This is a genomic window from Azospirillum thiophilum (assembly GCF_001305595.1).
Lineage (GTDB): Bacteria > Pseudomonadota > Alphaproteobacteria > Azospirillales > Azospirillaceae > Azospirillum > Azospirillum thiophilum.
Genome location: NZ_CP012402.1, coordinates 533,624 through 549,195, shown reverse-complemented (window position 1 = coordinate 549,195; position 15,572 = coordinate 533,624). Strand labels below are relative to the sequence as shown.

At 71.0% G+C, this 15,572-nt stretch carries 12 protein-coding genes; all 12 read left to right on the top strand.

Annotated features, from left to right (window positions below):
* Nucleotides 1–153: 153 nt before the first annotated feature.
* The 12 genes from AL072_RS16240 (at nucleotide 154) to AL072_RS16185 (ending at nucleotide 15,557) form a co-directional block, all read left to right on the top strand.
* Complete coding sequence (locus AL072_RS16240) at nucleotides 154–960, top strand: enoyl-CoA hydratase/isomerase family protein (RefSeq protein ID WP_045583173.1); 807 nt, start codon at nucleotides 154–156, stop codon at nucleotides 958–960.
* Nucleotides 961–1,005: 45 nt separating this feature from the next.
* Nucleotides 1,006–1,914, top strand: a complete 909-nt coding sequence (locus AL072_RS16235; RefSeq protein WP_045583174.1) for a 3-hydroxyacyl-CoA dehydrogenase — start codon at nucleotides 1,006–1,008, stop codon at nucleotides 1,912–1,914.
* A gap of 2 nt (nucleotides 1,915–1,916) precedes the next feature.
* A complete protein-coding gene (locus tag AL072_RS16230) occupies nucleotides 1,917–3,104 on the top strand; it encodes a thiolase family protein (RefSeq protein WP_045583175.1) in 1,188 nt (395 codons plus the stop codon).
* Nucleotides 3,105–3,130: 26 nt separating this feature from the next.
* Nucleotides 3,131–4,300 (top strand): acyl-CoA dehydrogenase family protein, encoded by a 1,170-nt coding sequence (locus AL072_RS16225; RefSeq protein WP_045583176.1) that lies wholly within the window; start codon nucleotides 3,131–3,133, stop codon nucleotides 4,298–4,300.
* 6 nt (nucleotides 4,301–4,306) lie between these two features.
* Entirely contained in the window at nucleotides 4,307–5,398 is a 1,092-nt protein-coding gene (locus AL072_RS16220) for an acyl-CoA dehydrogenase family protein (protein ID WP_045583177.1), read from the top strand.
* Nucleotides 5,399–5,430: 32 nt separating this feature from the next.
* Nucleotides 5,431–6,591, top strand: a complete 1,161-nt coding sequence (locus AL072_RS16215; RefSeq protein ID WP_045583178.1) for an acyl-CoA dehydrogenase family protein — start codon at nucleotides 5,431–5,433, stop codon at nucleotides 6,589–6,591.
* 52 nt (nucleotides 6,592–6,643) lie between these two features.
* Nucleotides 6,644–7,444: a crotonase/enoyl-CoA hydratase family protein gene (locus AL072_RS16210; protein ID WP_045583179.1), complete on the top strand. Its 801-nt coding sequence runs from the start codon at nucleotides 6,644–6,646 to the stop codon at nucleotides 7,442–7,444.
* 135 nt (nucleotides 7,445–7,579) lie between these two features.
* Nucleotides 7,580–8,320, top strand: a complete 741-nt coding sequence (locus tag AL072_RS16205) for a TlyA family RNA methyltransferase (protein WP_045583180.1) — start codon at nucleotides 7,580–7,582, stop codon at nucleotides 8,318–8,320.
* A gap of 391 nt (nucleotides 8,321–8,711) precedes the next feature.
* A complete protein-coding gene (locus tag AL072_RS16200) occupies nucleotides 8,712–10,940 on the top strand; it encodes a TonB-dependent receptor plug domain-containing protein (protein WP_082109050.1) in 2,229 nt (742 codons plus the stop codon).
* Nucleotides 10,941–11,173: 233 nt separating this feature from the next.
* Nucleotides 11,174–12,844, top strand: coding sequence for a hypothetical protein (locus AL072_RS16195; protein ID WP_045583182.1), 1,671 nt, complete (start codon nucleotides 11,174–11,176; stop codon nucleotides 12,842–12,844).
* 20 nt (nucleotides 12,845–12,864) lie between these two features.
* The gene (locus AL072_RS16190) at nucleotides 12,865–14,541 is read left to right on the top strand and encodes an SMP-30/gluconolactonase/LRE family protein (protein ID WP_045583183.1); all 1,677 of its coding nucleotides are present in this window, start codon (nucleotides 12,865–12,867) and stop codon (nucleotides 14,539–14,541) included.
* Between the two features lie 56 nt (nucleotides 14,542–14,597).
* Nucleotides 14,598–15,557 carry a hypothetical protein gene (locus AL072_RS16185; RefSeq protein WP_144428261.1) on the top strand — a complete coding sequence of 320 codons (960 nt, stop codon included), beginning with the start codon at nucleotides 14,598–14,600 and terminating at the stop codon, nucleotides 15,555–15,557.
* Nucleotides 15,558–15,572: the final 15 nt, after the last annotated feature.

The window sequence follows — 15,572 nt, the reverse complement described above, 5'->3', positions numbered from 1 at the left end:
CTCTATGGAGAAAAACTACTTGCGCCACATCTTCGCCCGGCATAGCGTAACGGTGGCGGAACGGACAGTCCGCGACACGCAGCGCCTTCACGACCGCGACCCGCGGCGGCGCGCGGCCCCCCGCCGGCCCTCACGGTTTTCCGGGAACCCCCCATGCCCATCGCCCCAGAGTCCCACGGCGGCAGCGCCGTCCTCGTCGAACGGCGCAACGGCGTCGGCATCGTCACGCTCAACCGTCCGGATGCGCTCAACGCCATCGACATGGCGGTGCGCCGCGGCCTCACCCGCGCCTGCCGCGACCTGGAGGCCGATCCCGACATCCGCACCGTCCTGATCCGGGCGGCGGGGGCGCGCGGCTTCTGCGTCGGCGCCGACATCAAGGAGTTCCGGCAGGTGGAATCCGCCGTTGCCGCCCGCCGGGTCGCCCCCGACATCGCCTACATCGACGCGGTGGCCGCGCTGACCAAGCCAGCGATCGCCGCCGTTCATGGCTTCTGCCTGGGCGGCGGCTTCGAGATCGCGCTGGCCTGCGACATCCGCGTCGCGTCGCCCGATGCGGTCTTCGGTCTGCCGGAGGTCAATCTGGGCCTCATCCCCGGCGCCGGAGGAACCCAGCGGCTGCCCCGCCTGATCGGCTCCGGCAGGGCGCTCGACCTGATGCTGACCGGCGAGCGCTTCGGGGCGGAGGAAGCGCTGCGGCTCGGCGTCGTCTCCCGGCTGGCGCCGTCGCGCGAAGCTCTGGACGAACAGGCGCTGGCCCTGGCCGACGCCATCGCCGCCAAGTCGCCCACGGCCGCCGCCTACGTCAAGGAGGCGGTGAAGAACGGCGCCGACCTGGACCTCGCGGCCGGGATCGCGCTGGAAAAGACCCTCTTCACGCTGCTGCTGACCACCGAGGACCGGATGGAAGCGGCAGCCGCCTTCCGCGAAAAGCGCCGCCCCGTCTTCACAGGGCGTTGAAACGCCGCCCCGTAGACGGGGCGTTGAGACAAGGTGAACCATTCGATGAACGCAAGCATTCCCGATGGCGCCAAGGTCACGGTGGTCGGCGCCGGCATCATGGGGCGCGGCATCGCCCACGCCTTCGCCGTCCGCGGCTATCCCACCGTGCTGTTCGACGTGAAGGGTGCGGCGCTGGACGATGCGCTCGGCAACATCCGCAAGATCGTCTCCGACGCGGTCGGGCTCGGGAAGCTGACCGAGGAGAAGGCGGCGCGGACGCTGTCGCTGATCACCCCGGCCGGCGACCTCGCCGCCGCAGCAACCGGATCCGATCTGGTGGTGGAGACCGCATCCGAGCAGCTCGCCGTCAAGATCGACATCATCCGCAGCATCGACGCGGTGGTGGCGGCGGACGCGATCGTCGCCACCAACACCTCGGCGCTCAGCATCACCGAGATCGCCGCCGCCTCGGCCCGGCCGGGGCGCATCGCGGGCATGCATTTCTTCAACCCCGTCCACAAGATGAAGCTGGTGGAGATCATCCGCGGGCTGGCCACCGAGGACGACGTGGTCGAGCGGCTGAAGGCGTGGTCGGACGCGCTGGGCAAGACCTCCATCGTCGTCAACGAGGCGCCCGGCTTCACCACCAGCCGCATGTCGGCGATGCTGGGCAACGAGGCGATGTACATGCTGGAATCCGGCGTCGCCAGCGCCGAGGACATCGACACCGCGCTGAGGCTCGGCCTCGGCCATCCGATGGGACCGCTGGAGTTGGGCGACATGACCGGCTGGGACACCCGGCTGGCGGTGCTGCAATATCTCCACCAGTCGCTCGGCGAGAAGTTCCGGCCCTGTCCGCTGATCGCCAAGATGGTGAAGTCCGGCCGCACCGGCCGCAAGGTCGGCCATGGCGTCTACAGGTACGAGAACGGGGCGAAGCTGCCCGGCTCCGGCCTGCTGGGGGGCAACTGACCATGCCCTCCTTGAACGCACGGGATGTCGTCATCGTCGAGGCCGTCCGCACCCCCATCGGCCGCTTCCGCGGGGCGCTGGCTCCGGTGCGCGCCGACCATCTGGGAGCGCTCGTCCTCCAGGAGCTCGTCCGCCGCACCGGCATCGCGCCGGAACTCGTGGATGACGTGGTGTTCGGCTGCGTCACCCAGGTCGGCGAGCAGTCCACCAACCCGGCGCGCACCGCGCTGCTGAGCGCCGGCTGGCCGGCCGCCATCCCCGGCATGACGGTGGACCGCAAATGCGGCTCGTCGGAGGCGGCGGTCCATGCCGCCCTCGGCTCCATCGCGTCCGGCGAGTACGACGTGGTGGTGGCCGGCGGCGTGGAAAGCATGAGCCGGGTGCCGATGGGCGGCAACCGCGACATCCACGGCAAACCCTTCGGCTGGAAGCTGCTGGAGGCCCACCCGCAGATCTCCCAGGGCGAAGCGGCGGAGCGCATCATCGACGCCTGGGGCCTGACCCGCGACGAGATCGACGACTACGCCATCGCCAGCCACCGCAAGGCCGCGGCGGCGGCCGACGCCGGCTGGTTCGACCGCGAGATCGTCCCGGTTCCGGTGGAGGAGTGGCGCGAGCGCGACCTGCCGGAGAGCGGCGTCACCCTGGCCAGGGACGAGACGATCCGCCGCGACACCAGCCGCGAAAAGCTGTCCACCCTGAAGACCAGCTTCCGCGAGAATGGCCGGATCACCGCCGGCAACTCCTCGCAGATCGCCGACGGCGCCGCGGCGCTGCTGCTGATGGCGGCGGAGGTCGCCAAGGCGCATGGGCTGAAGCCCCGCGCCCGCTTCCGCGCGGTGACGACGCTCGGCGCCGACCCGACCCTGATGCTGACCGGTCCGATCCCGGCGACCCGCCGGGTGCTGGAGCGGTCCGGGCTGGCGCTCGGCGACATCGACCTGTTCGAAGTGAACGAAGCCTTTGCACCGGTGCCGATGGTCTGGCAACGCGAGTTCGACGCCGATCCCGGGCGGCTGAACGTCAATGGCGGCGCCATCGCGCTGGGCCACCCGCTGGGCGCGTCGGGCGCGCGGCTGCTGACCACGCTGCTGCACGAGCTGGAGCGGCGCGACGCCCGCTTCGGCCTGCAGACCATGTGCTGCGCCGGCGGGCTCGGCACCGCCACCATCATCGAACTGCTGGGCTGAGGCCCGCCGCCGTGCAGGAGGCCCGCATGAAATCCTGGCCGCTTTGGGACACCCCGTTCTTCGAGGACCGTCACCGCGCCTTCGCGCACACGCTGCTGGAGCTGGAGCTTCCGGAAATCGACGAGGACAGCCGCGACCTCGGCGCCGCCAGCCGCGTCCTGGCCTGCGCCATGGGAGCCCGGGGACTGCTCGACATCGTCGTTCCGCCCGGCGCCGAGACGGGAAGCGCCCGCATCGACCTGCGCAGCGTCTGCCTGGCGCGCGAGGTTCTGGCCTACCGCTTCGGAGACTTGGCGGATTCGGTCTTCGTCATGCAGGGCATCGGCACCGCCGCCCTGTGGCAGACCGGCTCGGCCGAATTGTGCCACCGCTACCTGCCCGCCGCCCGGCGTGGCGAAACCATCGCGGCGCTGGCGCTGACCGAACCGGAGACCGGCTCCGACGTCGCCAACATCGCCACGGCAGCGGAACGCGACGGCGACGGCTGGCGAATCACCGGTGAGAAGACCTTCATCTCCAACGCGGGCTTCGCCGATCATTACATCGTGATCGCCCGGTCCGGCGAGGCGCCGGGGGCCCGTGGCCTGACCGCCTTCCTGGTCGACGCCGACGCACCGGGCCTGAGCGCCGGCCCGCCGATCGACTTCATGGCCCCCCACCCCGCCGCCCCGCTGCGGCTCGACGCCGTGCGGGTCGGCCCCGACCGGCTGGTCGGCGCGCCCGGACAGGGCTTCAAGGTGGCGATGGCGACCTTCGATGTCTTCCGCGCCTCGGTCGGGGCGGCGGGGATCGGCGCTGGGCGCCGGGCGCTCGACGAAAGCCTTTCCCGCGTCACCAGGCGCCGGCTGTTCGGCAAGGCAATGGCCGAGATGGACGGGGTGCAGACCAGGCTGGCCGACATGGCGACCACGCTGGAGCAGGCGGCGCTGTGCGTCTACCGCGCCGCCTGGGCCAAGGACACCACCGGCGGACGCTGCACCCGCGACGTCTCCATGGCCAAGCTGACCGGCAGCGAGGCCGCCGCCAGCGTGGTCGATTCCGCCGTCCAACTCTTCGGCGGAGCCGGCGTCATGCGCGGCAGCGTGGTGGAGAAGCTCTACCGCGAGGTTCGGCCGATGCGCATCTACGAGGGCGCGTCGGAAGTGCAGAAGCTCGTGATCGCCCGCGACCTCATCAAGACCCACCAGCAGGACTGAAGGCCAATGACCGACACCATCCTGGCCGACACCGCAGAGCGCCTCTTCGCCGACCGCGTGACGCCGGACCTCCTGCGGCGGGCCGACGAAGGCAAGTGGCCCGCCGATCTCTGGGCCCCCGTGGAGGAGATGGGCCTTCCCCTCGCCCTGGTGCCGGAGGAGGCGGGCGGCTTCGGACTGGACATGGTCGAGGCGCTCGGGCTGGTCCGCATCGCCGGCTTCTTCGCCGCCCCGTTGCCGCTGGCCGACAGCATGCTGGCCGCCTGGCTGCTGGCCGACGCACGCCTGGAGGTGGCGGCGGGACCGCTGACCGTGGTCCCGCCCCGCCCGGCGTCGCCGGCCGACGGCGACACGCCGTCGCTGACCCGCAGCGGCGACGGCTGGCACCTGTCCGGAATCGCCCGCCGGGTTCCCTGGGGCCGCGACGCGGCGGCCGTCGTCCTGCTCGCCGATCATGACGGCCGGGCCCATGTCGTCCGCCTCGACGCCGGAGACTGGCAGGTCGCCGAGGCAGGCCGCAACATCGCCGGCGAGCCGCGCGACGACCTGCGCTTCGCGCTTGCGCTGACCGACGGCCGCGTCGCTCCCGCGCCGGCGGGGCTGGACGCCGCCGTCCTGCATGCCATGGGCGCCACACTGCGCAGCCTCGCCATGGCCGGCGCGGTCGAGCGGGTGCTTGACCTGACGGTGCGGTATGCCGGGGAGCGCGTGCAGTTCGGCCGGCCGCTCGGCAAGTTCCAGGCGGTGCAGCAGAATTTGGCGGTGCTCGCCGGACAGTCCGCCGCCGCCGGGGCAGCCGCCGACGGCGCCGCCGAGGCCTTCGCCGAACTGGCGGCCGGCGGTTCGCGCAGCCTGGCGGTCGCAGCCGCCAAGATGCGCTGCGGCGAGGCGGCCGGGATCGCCTGTTCCATCGCCCACCAGATGCACGGCGCGATCGGCTTCACCCACGAACATGTCCTGCACCATTCGACCCGCCGGCTGTGGTCCTGGCGCGACGAGTACGGCAACGACGCCTCCTGGGCGCGGCAGCTCGGCCGCGAGGCGGCGGCGGCCGGGGCCGGGGCCGACGGCCTGTGGCCGCTCGTCACCGCCGCCTGACTCCGCGCCGCCCGCTCGCGAAAGAGACCAGAATGCCCCGCATCGCCTTCCCGCCCCCGCCCGCCAGCGACGCCACCGAGGCATTGCGCGCGGAGGTCCGCGATTTCCTGAAGACCGAGCTGGCCGACCGCCCGCCGCGCCTGCGGGCCGAGTCCTGGAACGGCTTCGACCGCGCGTTCAGCCGCAGGATGGGCGCGCGCGGCTGGATCGCCATGACCTGGCCCAAACGCTATGGCGGAAACGAGCGCAGCGCGCTGGAGCGTTACGTCGTGCTGGAGGAAATGCTGGCGGCCGGGGCGCCTGTCGCCGCCCACTGGATCGCCGACCGCCAGAGCGGCCCGCTGCTGCTGAAGAACGGCACCGAGGAGCAGCGCCGGAGCATCCTGCCGCGCATCGCATCGGGCGACTGCACCTTCTGCATCGGCATGAGCGAACCGGATTCCGGGTCCGACCTCGCCGCCGTGCGCACCCGTGCGGTTCCGGTGCCAAAGGGAGATGGCGGCGGCTGGCGCGTCAACGGCACCAAGCTGTGGACGACCTACGCCCACCATGCCCAGTACATGATCCTGTTCTGCCGCACCGACGGCGGCGCCGAGGACCGTCAGGGCGGCACGAGCCAGCTCCTGGTCGATCTTTCCACGCCCGGCATCACCATCCGCCCGATCCTCGACCTGTCCGGCGCGCACCATTTCAACGAGGTGGTGTTCGAGGACGTCCTGCTGCCCGAAGACGCGCTGATCGGACAGCGCGGCGACGGCTGGACCCAGGTGATGGGCGAACTGGCCTTCGAGCGCAGCGGGCCGGACCGCTTCCTGTCCTCCATGGCCCTGCTGACCGAGCTGGTGCGGGCGCTGGGTCCGTCGCCGTCGGGGCACGCCGCCGTCGCGGTGGGCCGGCTGGTCGGCCACCTGATCGTGCTGCGCCGGCTGTCGCGCTCGGTCGCCGGGATGCTGGACAAGGGCGAGAACCCGACCCTGCAGGCGTCGCTGGTCAAGGATCTGGGGGCGCTGTTCGAGCAGGAGATCCCGGAGATCGCCCGCCAATTGGTCGAGGCCGAGCCAGACCTGGACTCGACCCGCGACTTCTCCGCCGTGCTGGCCCACACGGTGATGAACGCGCCGGCCTTCTCGCTGCGCGGCGGCACGCGGGAGATCCTGCGCGGCATCATCGCGCGCGGCCTCGGCCTGCGCTGACCAAGCCTGCGCCAACCTGGCGACCGGACTGACAAGACCAGAGGATCCAGCGATGAGCACCCCAGTCCTGTACGAGATCGAAGACGGCATCGTCACCCTGACGCTGAACCGTCCGGAGCTGCGCAACCCGATCTCCGACCCCGACATGGTCGAGGCGATGGTGGAGGCGCTCGACCGCCTGAACGAGGATCCGGCGGTGCGGGTCGCCATCGTGACCGGCACGGGCAGCGCCTTCTCCTCCGGCGGCAACCTCAACACCATGCGCGAGGGCGGCGGCCTGAACGACCCGCTGCCGGCGCGCACCCGCCAGAACTACCAGCGCGGCATCCAGCGCATCCCGCTGGCCTTCGAGCGGCTGGAGGTGCCGGTCATCGCGGCGGTCAACGGCCCGGCGATCGGCGCCGGCTGCGACCTCGCCTGCATGTGCGACCTGCGCATCGCCTCCGAAACCGCCCGCTTCGCCGAGAGCTTCGTCAAGGTCGGCATCGTGCCCGGCGACGGCGGGGCCTGGCTGCTGCCGCGCGTCGTCGGCTTCTCGAAGGCCTGCGAGATGGCCTTCACCGGCGACCCGATCGACGCCGCCGAAGCCCTTGCCTGCGGCCTGGTGTCGAAAATCGTGCCGGCGGCGGAGTTGCTTCCCGCCGCCCGGGCGTTGGCGGCGCGCATCGCCGCCAACCCCGGCCATGCGGTGCGCATGGCCAAGCGCCTGCTGCGCGAAGGCCGCCATGTCCGCATTGACACGCTGCTGGAGATGTCCGCCGCCATGCAGGCCCTTGCCCATGCCACCGCCGACCATCGCGAGGCGGTGGATGCGATGCTGTCGAAGCGTCCGGCCAATTTCACCGGCGAATGACGTCGTTCCGGGTGTTGTTCCGGACGGGTCCGTCCCGATCGGTGCCTTGCGTGGCTCCGATCCGGTGGCGAGGCTTGCCCTTCCTGCCGTTCCGGGGCAGGAATGTCCGCGCAGGCAGGAAAGGCGGCGGACGGCATGGCAAAAGTGAGGGCGGATGTCGCCCTGGTGGAGCGCGGGCTGGTGGAAAGCCGCGCCAAGGCGCAGGCGTTGATCCTGGCCGGACTGGTCTATTCCGAGACCCGGCGCATCGACAAGGCGGGTGACTTGATCGCCGCCGAGGCGCCGCTTGCGGTCAAGGGGCAGGACCATCCCTGGGTGTCGCGCGGCGGGCTGAAGCTGGTGAAGGGGCTGGACAGTTTCGCCATCGACCCTGCCGGCTTGACCGCGGTCGATGTCGGCGCCTCCACCGGCGGCTTCACCGACGTGTTGCTGACCCGCGGCGCGGCCAAGGTCTTCGCCGTGGATGTCGGTCATGGCCAGCTGGCCTGGAAGCTGCGGAACGATCCGCGCGTGGTGGTGCTGGAGAAAACCAACGCCCGCCATCTGACGGTTGCGGAAATTCCCGATCCCATCGACCTCGTGGTCTGCGACGCCAGCTTCATCGGGCTGGAGGTGGTGCTGCCGGCAGCGCTGGACCTCGTGGTGCCCGGCGGTCGCCTGGTCGCGCTGATCAAGCCGCAGTTCGAGGTCGGCAAGGGCCGGGTCGGCAAGGGTGGCGTGGTGCGCGAACCGGAGTTGCATCAGGAAGTCTGCGACCGCATCCGGGCCTGGCTGGAGGGTTTGCCGGGCTGGCGCGTCATCGACATTGCCGAAAGCCCGATCACCGGACCGGAGGGAAACAAGGAGTTCCTCATCGGAGCGGTGAAGAACGTCTGAGCCCCCGTTCGTGACCGGCCCGGCGCGAACAGGGTCTTGATGGCTCGCGTCCCGTCTCGCAAGATGTGCGCGACGATCTGCCGGACCGCGGTGCCCTTGCGCCGGAGCGCGGACGGACGAAAGTCCGGCGCCGCGGATTCACGCTTCAAGTCGATTCCGATTTTCCGCGACCCGATCCAGGGGCGGATCATCAAGTAGAACGCCATCGAGGCGCGGAGCCTCATCGCGTCGCCCTGCCGGGTTTACCGAAGCAAAGCGGTACGGCAAACCCGCCCAGGGAACAGGGGCCGCTTCAATACGCATCGTGCACGTAAGATATTGCGAATAACTCGCATTAGCGCTAATCAGAAAGCGCCAGGTGTCGACCCCCCTTTTTGAAACAGGTGTTCCCATGCCGCACGCAAGCGGGCAGTGGGCGCACCGGGTCCATGCCCGGCGCCGCTTCACGACGATTCGTCACTGGCCGAAAGCCATCGCTCTCACGGCCTTGAGCCTTTTCATCGGGACTCCTCCCGCCCAAGCTCAGGACTCATCCTCCACCCGCCTGCCGTCGATCACCGTCACCGGCTCGGCACCGGCCGGCGAGGCCATCCGCCTGGAGTCGGTGGCACCCAGCGTGACCGTGACGCGTGAGGAGTTCGACACACTGCCCAACGACCGCGTCAGTGACATCGTCGGGCGCCTGCCGGGCGTCGTGGTGTCCGGCCCGCCGGGCGAAAAGAAGACCTTCTCCCTGCGCGGCCTGCCGACCGACTACACCCGCGTCAGCGTCGACGGCATCCAGATGCCGGCGCCCAGCCGCAGCTTCGAACTGATGAACATGTCGTCCTTCCTGGCCGGGGAGGTCACGCTGCTGCGCAACCCGTCGGCCGAGCACGACGCCGAGGGCATCGCCGGGCGGGTCGCCGTCACCACGCGCGCCATCCCCGACGAACCCACCGGCGAGTTGCGCGTCGGCTACGGCGGGCTGGACGGGCTGAACGGAACCGCCAGGGCGGGCGGCGGCGCCTATGGGCGGCGGATCGACCGCTTCGGCCTGCTCGGGTCCGTCTCCTACGAGGAACGCCGGCTCACCAAGACCAAGCACAACAGCGAGTTCACCTATTCCGGCGGCCCCGGCGGCCAGGGATTCCGCCGCAACGAGGAGGAACCCAAGGACGTCGCCAATCTCGACGCGGCGCTCGACCTCGCCGGCTTCTATGACGGCGGCGAAATCCATTTCAAGCCGATGCTGCTGCGCGAAACCTCCGACATCGACAAATGGCGCGACCAGTACCGCCGCGTCACCGGCCAGTTCCAGGACCGCGTACTGACCACCGGGCGCGAGGAGGCGACCAACGTCGGCGCCACGCTCGACCACACCCACCGCTTCGCCGGCGAGGTGTCATTGCGGACCTTCGCCAACCTGTCGACGGCCGGTTACGACACCCGCAACCGCGAGGTGACGCTGACCCCGGCGCTCGCCTTCGGCTCGGCGACGGAAAGTGAATCCGACTATGACGAGCGGACCGTCCAGGGCGGCAGCACGCTGACGGTGCCGCTGACCATGGGCGTGCCGCAGGTGCTCAAGGCCGGCGTGGTGGTCCGGGCAGCCAAGCGCACCAGCGACGGCGAGAGCTACACGTTGAACGCCGCCGGGACGCGCTCGCAGACCGCGGCCAACCGCCTGACCTCGCGGCAGTCCGACTACGAGATCGAGGAGCGCTACTACGCCGCCTTCGTCCAGGACGAGGTGACGCTGGGCGCCCTGACCCTCACGCCCGGCCTGCGGGTGGAGCGGGTGACCGACCGGATGACCGGCTACAACGGCCGCTTCGACACCGATGCCACCGACCTGTTCCCTTCGCTCCCCATCCGCTACCGGCTGAACGATGCGATCGTGCTGCGGGGCGCGCTGTCGCGGCAGATCAACCGGCCGAACTTCCAGGACATGGCGCCGGGCATCACCGTGCGCGGGTCGCGCACCATCTACGGCAACCCCGACGTGACGCCGACCCGGTCCTGGAGCGTCGATGCCGGGGCCGAATATCATGGCGACGGCTTCTTCCTGGCGGCGAACCTGTTCCATCGCCGGGTGCGGGACGTCATCGAGGCCGACGAGGTGAACAACACGACGCTTGTGATCCGCAACGTCGGCGACGGCTACGCCCGCGGGCTGGAGCTGGAACAGCGCTTCAACCTGGCCCTGCTCGGCATCGAGGCGCTGCGGCCGCTGACCTTCTTCGCCAACCAGACCTTCCTGAAGACCGAGGTGAACGACCCCAACACCGGCAAGCGGCCCTTCGCCGAGACACCGGACATCACCGCGAACATCGGTCTGACCTGGAACGATCCCGACAGCGGCACCATCCTGTCGGCGACCGTCAACGCCAGCACCGAACGGCTGGTCGTCAGCAACGAAGGGGCCGGGCAGATCCGCCGCAAGACCCGCCGGGCCGAGGCCTTCGTCGATCTCTACGCCGAACAGCGGATCGTCGAGGGGTTCAGCCTGTTCGCCAGTGCCGAGAACCTGACCGACAAGGCACGCCACGAGTATGAGGTGACCAACGGCTTGCGGTCGCGCGATGCTGTCATCGCCACCGGCCGTACGGTGCTGGTCGGCGGCCGCATGCGGTTCTGAGCGGCCCATAGCCGTTCGAATATCGGAGCATGAATTGCGATTGACAGTCAGTCGCAATTCATGCTTTTTTCCCGGTGGGGACGTGACCTGACGACCCTGGGCAAGATGATGAGGATGGACCGGCGCGCACCGCGGCCGTGACCGTTGGAGACACCTGGCAATCCGTCACTCGGACGCCGCGGTGCAAGCCCGTCTTTGCACAATCAATGACATCACTGGATATGTTTGCACGGGTGGAAGTCAAATCCACCCTGGAGCTTGGCGGCTGGCTGTGGATCGGCACCGCCGCAGGGCTTCTGCGCTGGAACCCGGATTCCGGCGCCGCCGCCACCGCCGAGCCGGTTCCCGGCTGGAGGGGCGTCGAGGTGCAGGCCCTGGCTGCCGACGGCGACCGGCTGGTCGCCGCCGTCTACGGGCCGGACGGCGCCGCCGTCACCCGCTGCGACGACGACGGCATTCCGGGCGAGCGGATCGCCCCGCCGCCGGGCGAGAAGGTCAAGACGCTGGCGGCCTGCGGCGGCATGCTGTGGATCGGCACCAAGCGCGGCGTCTTCCGCCACGACGGACAGGGCTGGAGCCATGTCTTCGGCGCCGAATTCTCCGCTGCCGGGGGCAAGGCCGAGATCCTGCGGCTGTGGCACCGGGGCGGCCGGACCCTGGTCGGTTCGGTCAAGAAGCTGGCTCCCGACGACCGCCCCGCCCTGATCGAAAGCGCGGATGACGGCGACCATTGGACGGTGCTGCCGCAGCCCGACTATCAGGATCTCGTGCTCGCCGCCGCCGCCGGGTCGATCATCACCCGCTGGCGCGGGGCGCGGCCGATCGACAAGCGCGCCGGCTACAAGAAGCACCCGATCACCGCCGGGCAGATCGCCGAAGACGGCACCACCGCCGTGGTCGACGGCGACAAGCTGGAGATCGCGCGGCCCGGCGCCGCCAAGCTCGCCGCCTATCACCCGGCCATCGCCGAGGCGGAGCATCTCCACCTCGTGCCCGGCGGCGCGGTGGTCGCGGGCGCCCAGGGGGCCTGGCGGTTCGAGCCGGCCAGCGGCACCCTGACCGACCTGCTGCCGGCCCACGGCCTGGACCGCCGGCCCGGCAAGCTGAAACGCCTGTTCCTGCTGGACGGCGCGCTGCTGGCGACAACCACCTTCGGGACCTTCCGGTCCTTCGACGACGGCGTGTCGTGGGAGCGCGCGGATTCCGAATGGTGGGTGCTCGACGCCGAACACGCCGCGCGCGGCGCCGACGGACGCTGGTGGATCGCCTGCCAGCGCGGGCTGTTCCGCACCGACGACCGGGGCGGCCGCATCGACTACCACAAGATCAAGGTGGACGGCCCGCATTACGCGGAGCTGCGCGCCCTGGCGGTGGCCGGCGACCGGGTGGCGATCGGCACCAAGCAGGGGCTGTTCGTCAACCGCCCGTCCGAGGATCCCGAGCGCTTCGTCCGCGTCGAGGCCTTCGGAACCGGGGCGGTCGAAGCGCTGGCCTGGGATCGCTCCGACGGCACCCTGGTCGTCGGCACGGCGGCCGGGACGCTGTGGCGCTGGGATTGGGCGACGGCTCCGCAGGCCCTGGCCGAGATGCCCATCGGCGAATCGACGATGCTGGCCGGGAACGGCATCGCCTGGCTCGCCTGCGGCGACCGGCTGACCGAAATCCGTGGCCGCGCCCCGACCGACGTGACCCCGCCCGACGCCAGGGGCGGACTCCATCTGACCGAGGCCGGGGACCGGCTGTTCGTCTGGGATGGGCAGGGGGCGTGGATGCGCCACCGGGAGGGACGGGACTGGACCGCCGTGGCCGGTTGGCCGGCCGGCGTCCGCCATGTCGCCATCGACGCCGCGCGCGGCGTCGCCCTGGCGACCGACCGTGCCCGCCTTTTCCGCATCGCGCTGTGAGCCGCAAGGAATCCCCTGTGATGGACGATTTCACTCCCTACCGGCGCCCCGAGGTCAAGGGCGCCATTCTCCACCGCGACGCACTGTGGCTGGCGACGCTGGGCGGCCTGTTCCGCTGGCGCGACGACCGGCTGGAGCCGGTTCCCGGTTTCGCCGGACGGCCGGTGCGGGCGCTGGCCGCCGCCCCGGACGGCGTGCTGCTGGCGACCGGCGACCGCGGCGCCCCGCTGCTGGTCTGCGACGAGAGCGGCGCCATCCTGCGCCGGCTCCCCGATCTGCCGGTGCCCGAAGCCAAATCGCTGCTGGTCCAGGACGGCGTCGTCTTCGCCGGCGGCAAGACCGGCATCTGGCGGCTGGACGGCGAGCATTGGACGGCGGTGCGCTCCGGCCGCCCCTATGAGGTGATCGGACTCGCCGGCGAACCGGGCCGCATCCTGGCCTTCGTCAAGAAACAGGGACCGGGCAGCGAACCGGCGCTGGCCGTGTCGACGGATGGCGGCGACCGCTGGCGCCATGTCTACGAAGGCTCCTACGCCGACCTCGCCCGTGCCGCGGCCGGCGACCTGATCGTCACCCAATGGGGCGGTCCGCACCGGCTGGGCGACGCGGCGGTCCCGCGCAAGGAACCCGTGACCGCAGCCGCCACCGGTGCCGGCACGGTGGCCCTGGTCGGCGGCAGCAAGCTGGAGCTGCTGCATGGCGGCCGTTGCCACATGGAGATGAAGCATCCCGCCTTCGCCGAGGCGGAAATCCTGCTGCTGCTGGGCGACCGCGCCCTGGTGGCGGGGGTCCAGGGCGCGCTGCTGGTCGATCTGTCCACCGGCCTGTTCCGCGACCTGTTCGACGGAACGGCGGCGGACCCGTCCTCCGCCAAGATCAAGAAGCTGTTCGCGCTCGACGGCGGCCGGCTGCTGGCGACCGCCAGCTTCGGAACCTTCCTGTCGGAGGCAAGCGGCCCGGGCGTCTGGCATCCGGTCCATGCCGATTGGAGCGTGCTCGACGCGGTGGGGGTCGCCCGCGCGCCGGACGGGGTGTGGTGGCTGGCCGCGCAGCGCGGCCTGTTCCAAAGCCCCGACAACGGCGCGAGTTGGAAGCATGTCAAGGTGACCGGCCGGCCGCACGGATTCGCCGAGCTGACCGGCATCGCCTTCGCGGGCGGACGGCTGGCGCTCGCCACCAAGGCGGGGCTGTTCCTGTCCGGTTCCGGCGGGCCGAAGGATCTGCGGGCGCTGCCCGCCTTCGGGCGGCAGCTGATCGACGGTCTGGCGGTCGATGGCGAGGGCCGGCTGATCGTCGCCAGCGAGCGGGTGCTGCACCGCATCGATCCGCTGGACGGCACGGTCGAGCGGTTGGCCGATCTGCCGCCCGGCACCGAGCCGGTGGCGACGGCGGACGGTCGGATCTGGCTGGCCGGCAAGGCGGGGCTGTTCCGTCTCGACGGCGGCATGCCGGTCCTGGTCGAGGCGGTGGCCGGGCCGGGCGAACTGCACGCCTCGGCCGGCGACGGCGGGCTTCTGGCGTGGCGCGGCGACCGCGCGTGGCTCGCAGCGCCGGGTGCCGCACCGGGTGCCGCACCGGGTGCCGAAGACTGGCGCGACGTGCCGGATTGGCCGCCCGGCGTGAAGAGCGCCGTTCCGGCCGCCGGATCGGTGATCGCCACCGACCGTCAGGCCATCCACCGGCGTCCGGTCGCCTGACCGCAAGGACTCCGCCGGCCCGTCCGGCGGAGTCGTTTCCAGCCAAGCGGGTTCCCATGCCCCCTTCCGCCTGTTCCGACGCCGCGGCGCCGCCGCCCGTCACCCCTCCCTCCCGGCCTCCCGCCATCCCCCGTCTGCTGACCGAGATGCTCGGCACCCTGCTCGGCATCCGCTGGCTGATCGGTGCGCTGCTGCTGGCGCTGACCTTCAAGGCGGCGGTCGCCCCCAGCTTCTCGTGGATCGCCAAGGAGGGCATCGGCGCGGTGCAGATGGCCGGGGCGACCGTCGCCACGGTGATCGCCGCCGTCGGCGTGCCCTTCCTGCTGGTCGCGCTGGCCGGTGGGCTCGCCGAATTCGCCGAGCGGATCGGCTCCAAGGCGGTCGAGCAACGGCTCATCATCCTGCTTCAGCGCACCTATCTCGACCGCCGCCGGGGCGAAAGCCAGGCCCGCGACGTCACCCAGATTCTCTACGGCAGCGAACTGGCGAAGAAGGGCTTCGAGGTCATCTACAAGGACGCCTGGCGGCTGACCGCCGAAATCGGCGCGATCATCCTCTGGCAATTGTCCATCGGCCCGGATTGGCTGCCGGCCCTGCTGCTGTCCATCCTGCCGGCGTTGCTGATCGTCTGGCTGGTCGGCCCGGCCATCCAGCGCCTGAGCCGTCTGGTCCTCACCACCCACCGCGTGCTCGCCGCCCGCACCAGGCGTCTGCACAAGGAGCGGTTCGAGCGGTCGCAGGAACGGCTCTTCCGCTCGGTGATGCATCTGGAGGTGCTGCGCTGGCTGGCCGACCGGGGCATGGGGGCGGTGCTGTGGGCCAGCTTCGGACTGTTCGTCGGCGTCTCGCTGGCGCTCGACCTCGGCCTGATTCCCAGCAGCGGCGACGTCGCCACTGCGTCGAGCTTCGCCGTCAACCTCGCCCTGCTCGCCAAGCCGCTGGGCGACATCGGCAAGGTCTACACCAAATGGCGCGAGGCGATGCCCGCCGTGATCCCGGTCTACGGCCGCGCCTGATCCACCCTGTCCGCT

Bases quoted from the DNA above. Each gene is read 5' to 3' on its own strand.
- AL072_RS16240 (WP_045583173.1), top strand. From the start codon at position 154: ATGCCCATCGCCCCAGAGTCCCACGGCGGCAGCGCCGTCCTCGTCGAA.
- AL072_RS16235 (WP_045583174.1), top strand. From the start codon at position 1,006: ATGAACGCAAGCATTCCCGATGGCGCCAAGGTCACGGTGGTCGGCGCC.
- AL072_RS16230 (WP_045583175.1), top strand. From the start codon at position 1,917: ATGCCCTCCTTGAACGCACGGGATGTCGTCATCGTCGAGGCCGTCCGC.
- AL072_RS16225 (WP_045583176.1), top strand. From the start codon at position 3,131: ATGAAATCCTGGCCGCTTTGGGACACCCCGTTCTTCGAGGACCGTCAC.
- AL072_RS16220 (WP_045583177.1), top strand. From the start codon at position 4,307: ATGACCGACACCATCCTGGCCGACACCGCAGAGCGCCTCTTCGCCGAC.
- AL072_RS16215 (WP_045583178.1), top strand. From the start codon at position 5,431: ATGCCCCGCATCGCCTTCCCGCCCCCGCCCGCCAGCGACGCCACCGAG.
- AL072_RS16210 (WP_045583179.1), top strand. From the start codon at position 6,644: ATGAGCACCCCAGTCCTGTACGAGATCGAAGACGGCATCGTCACCCTG.
- AL072_RS16205 (WP_045583180.1), top strand. From the start codon at position 7,580: ATGGCAAAAGTGAGGGCGGATGTCGCCCTGGTGGAGCGCGGGCTGGTG.
- AL072_RS16200 (WP_082109050.1), top strand. From the start codon at position 8,712: ATGCCGCACGCAAGCGGGCAGTGGGCGCACCGGGTCCATGCCCGGCGC.
- AL072_RS16190 (WP_045583183.1), top strand. From the start codon at position 12,865: ATGGACGATTTCACTCCCTACCGGCGCCCCGAGGTCAAGGGCGCCATT.
- AL072_RS16185 (WP_144428261.1), top strand. From the start codon at position 14,598: ATGCCCCCTTCCGCCTGTTCCGACGCCGCGGCGCCGCCGCCCGTCACC.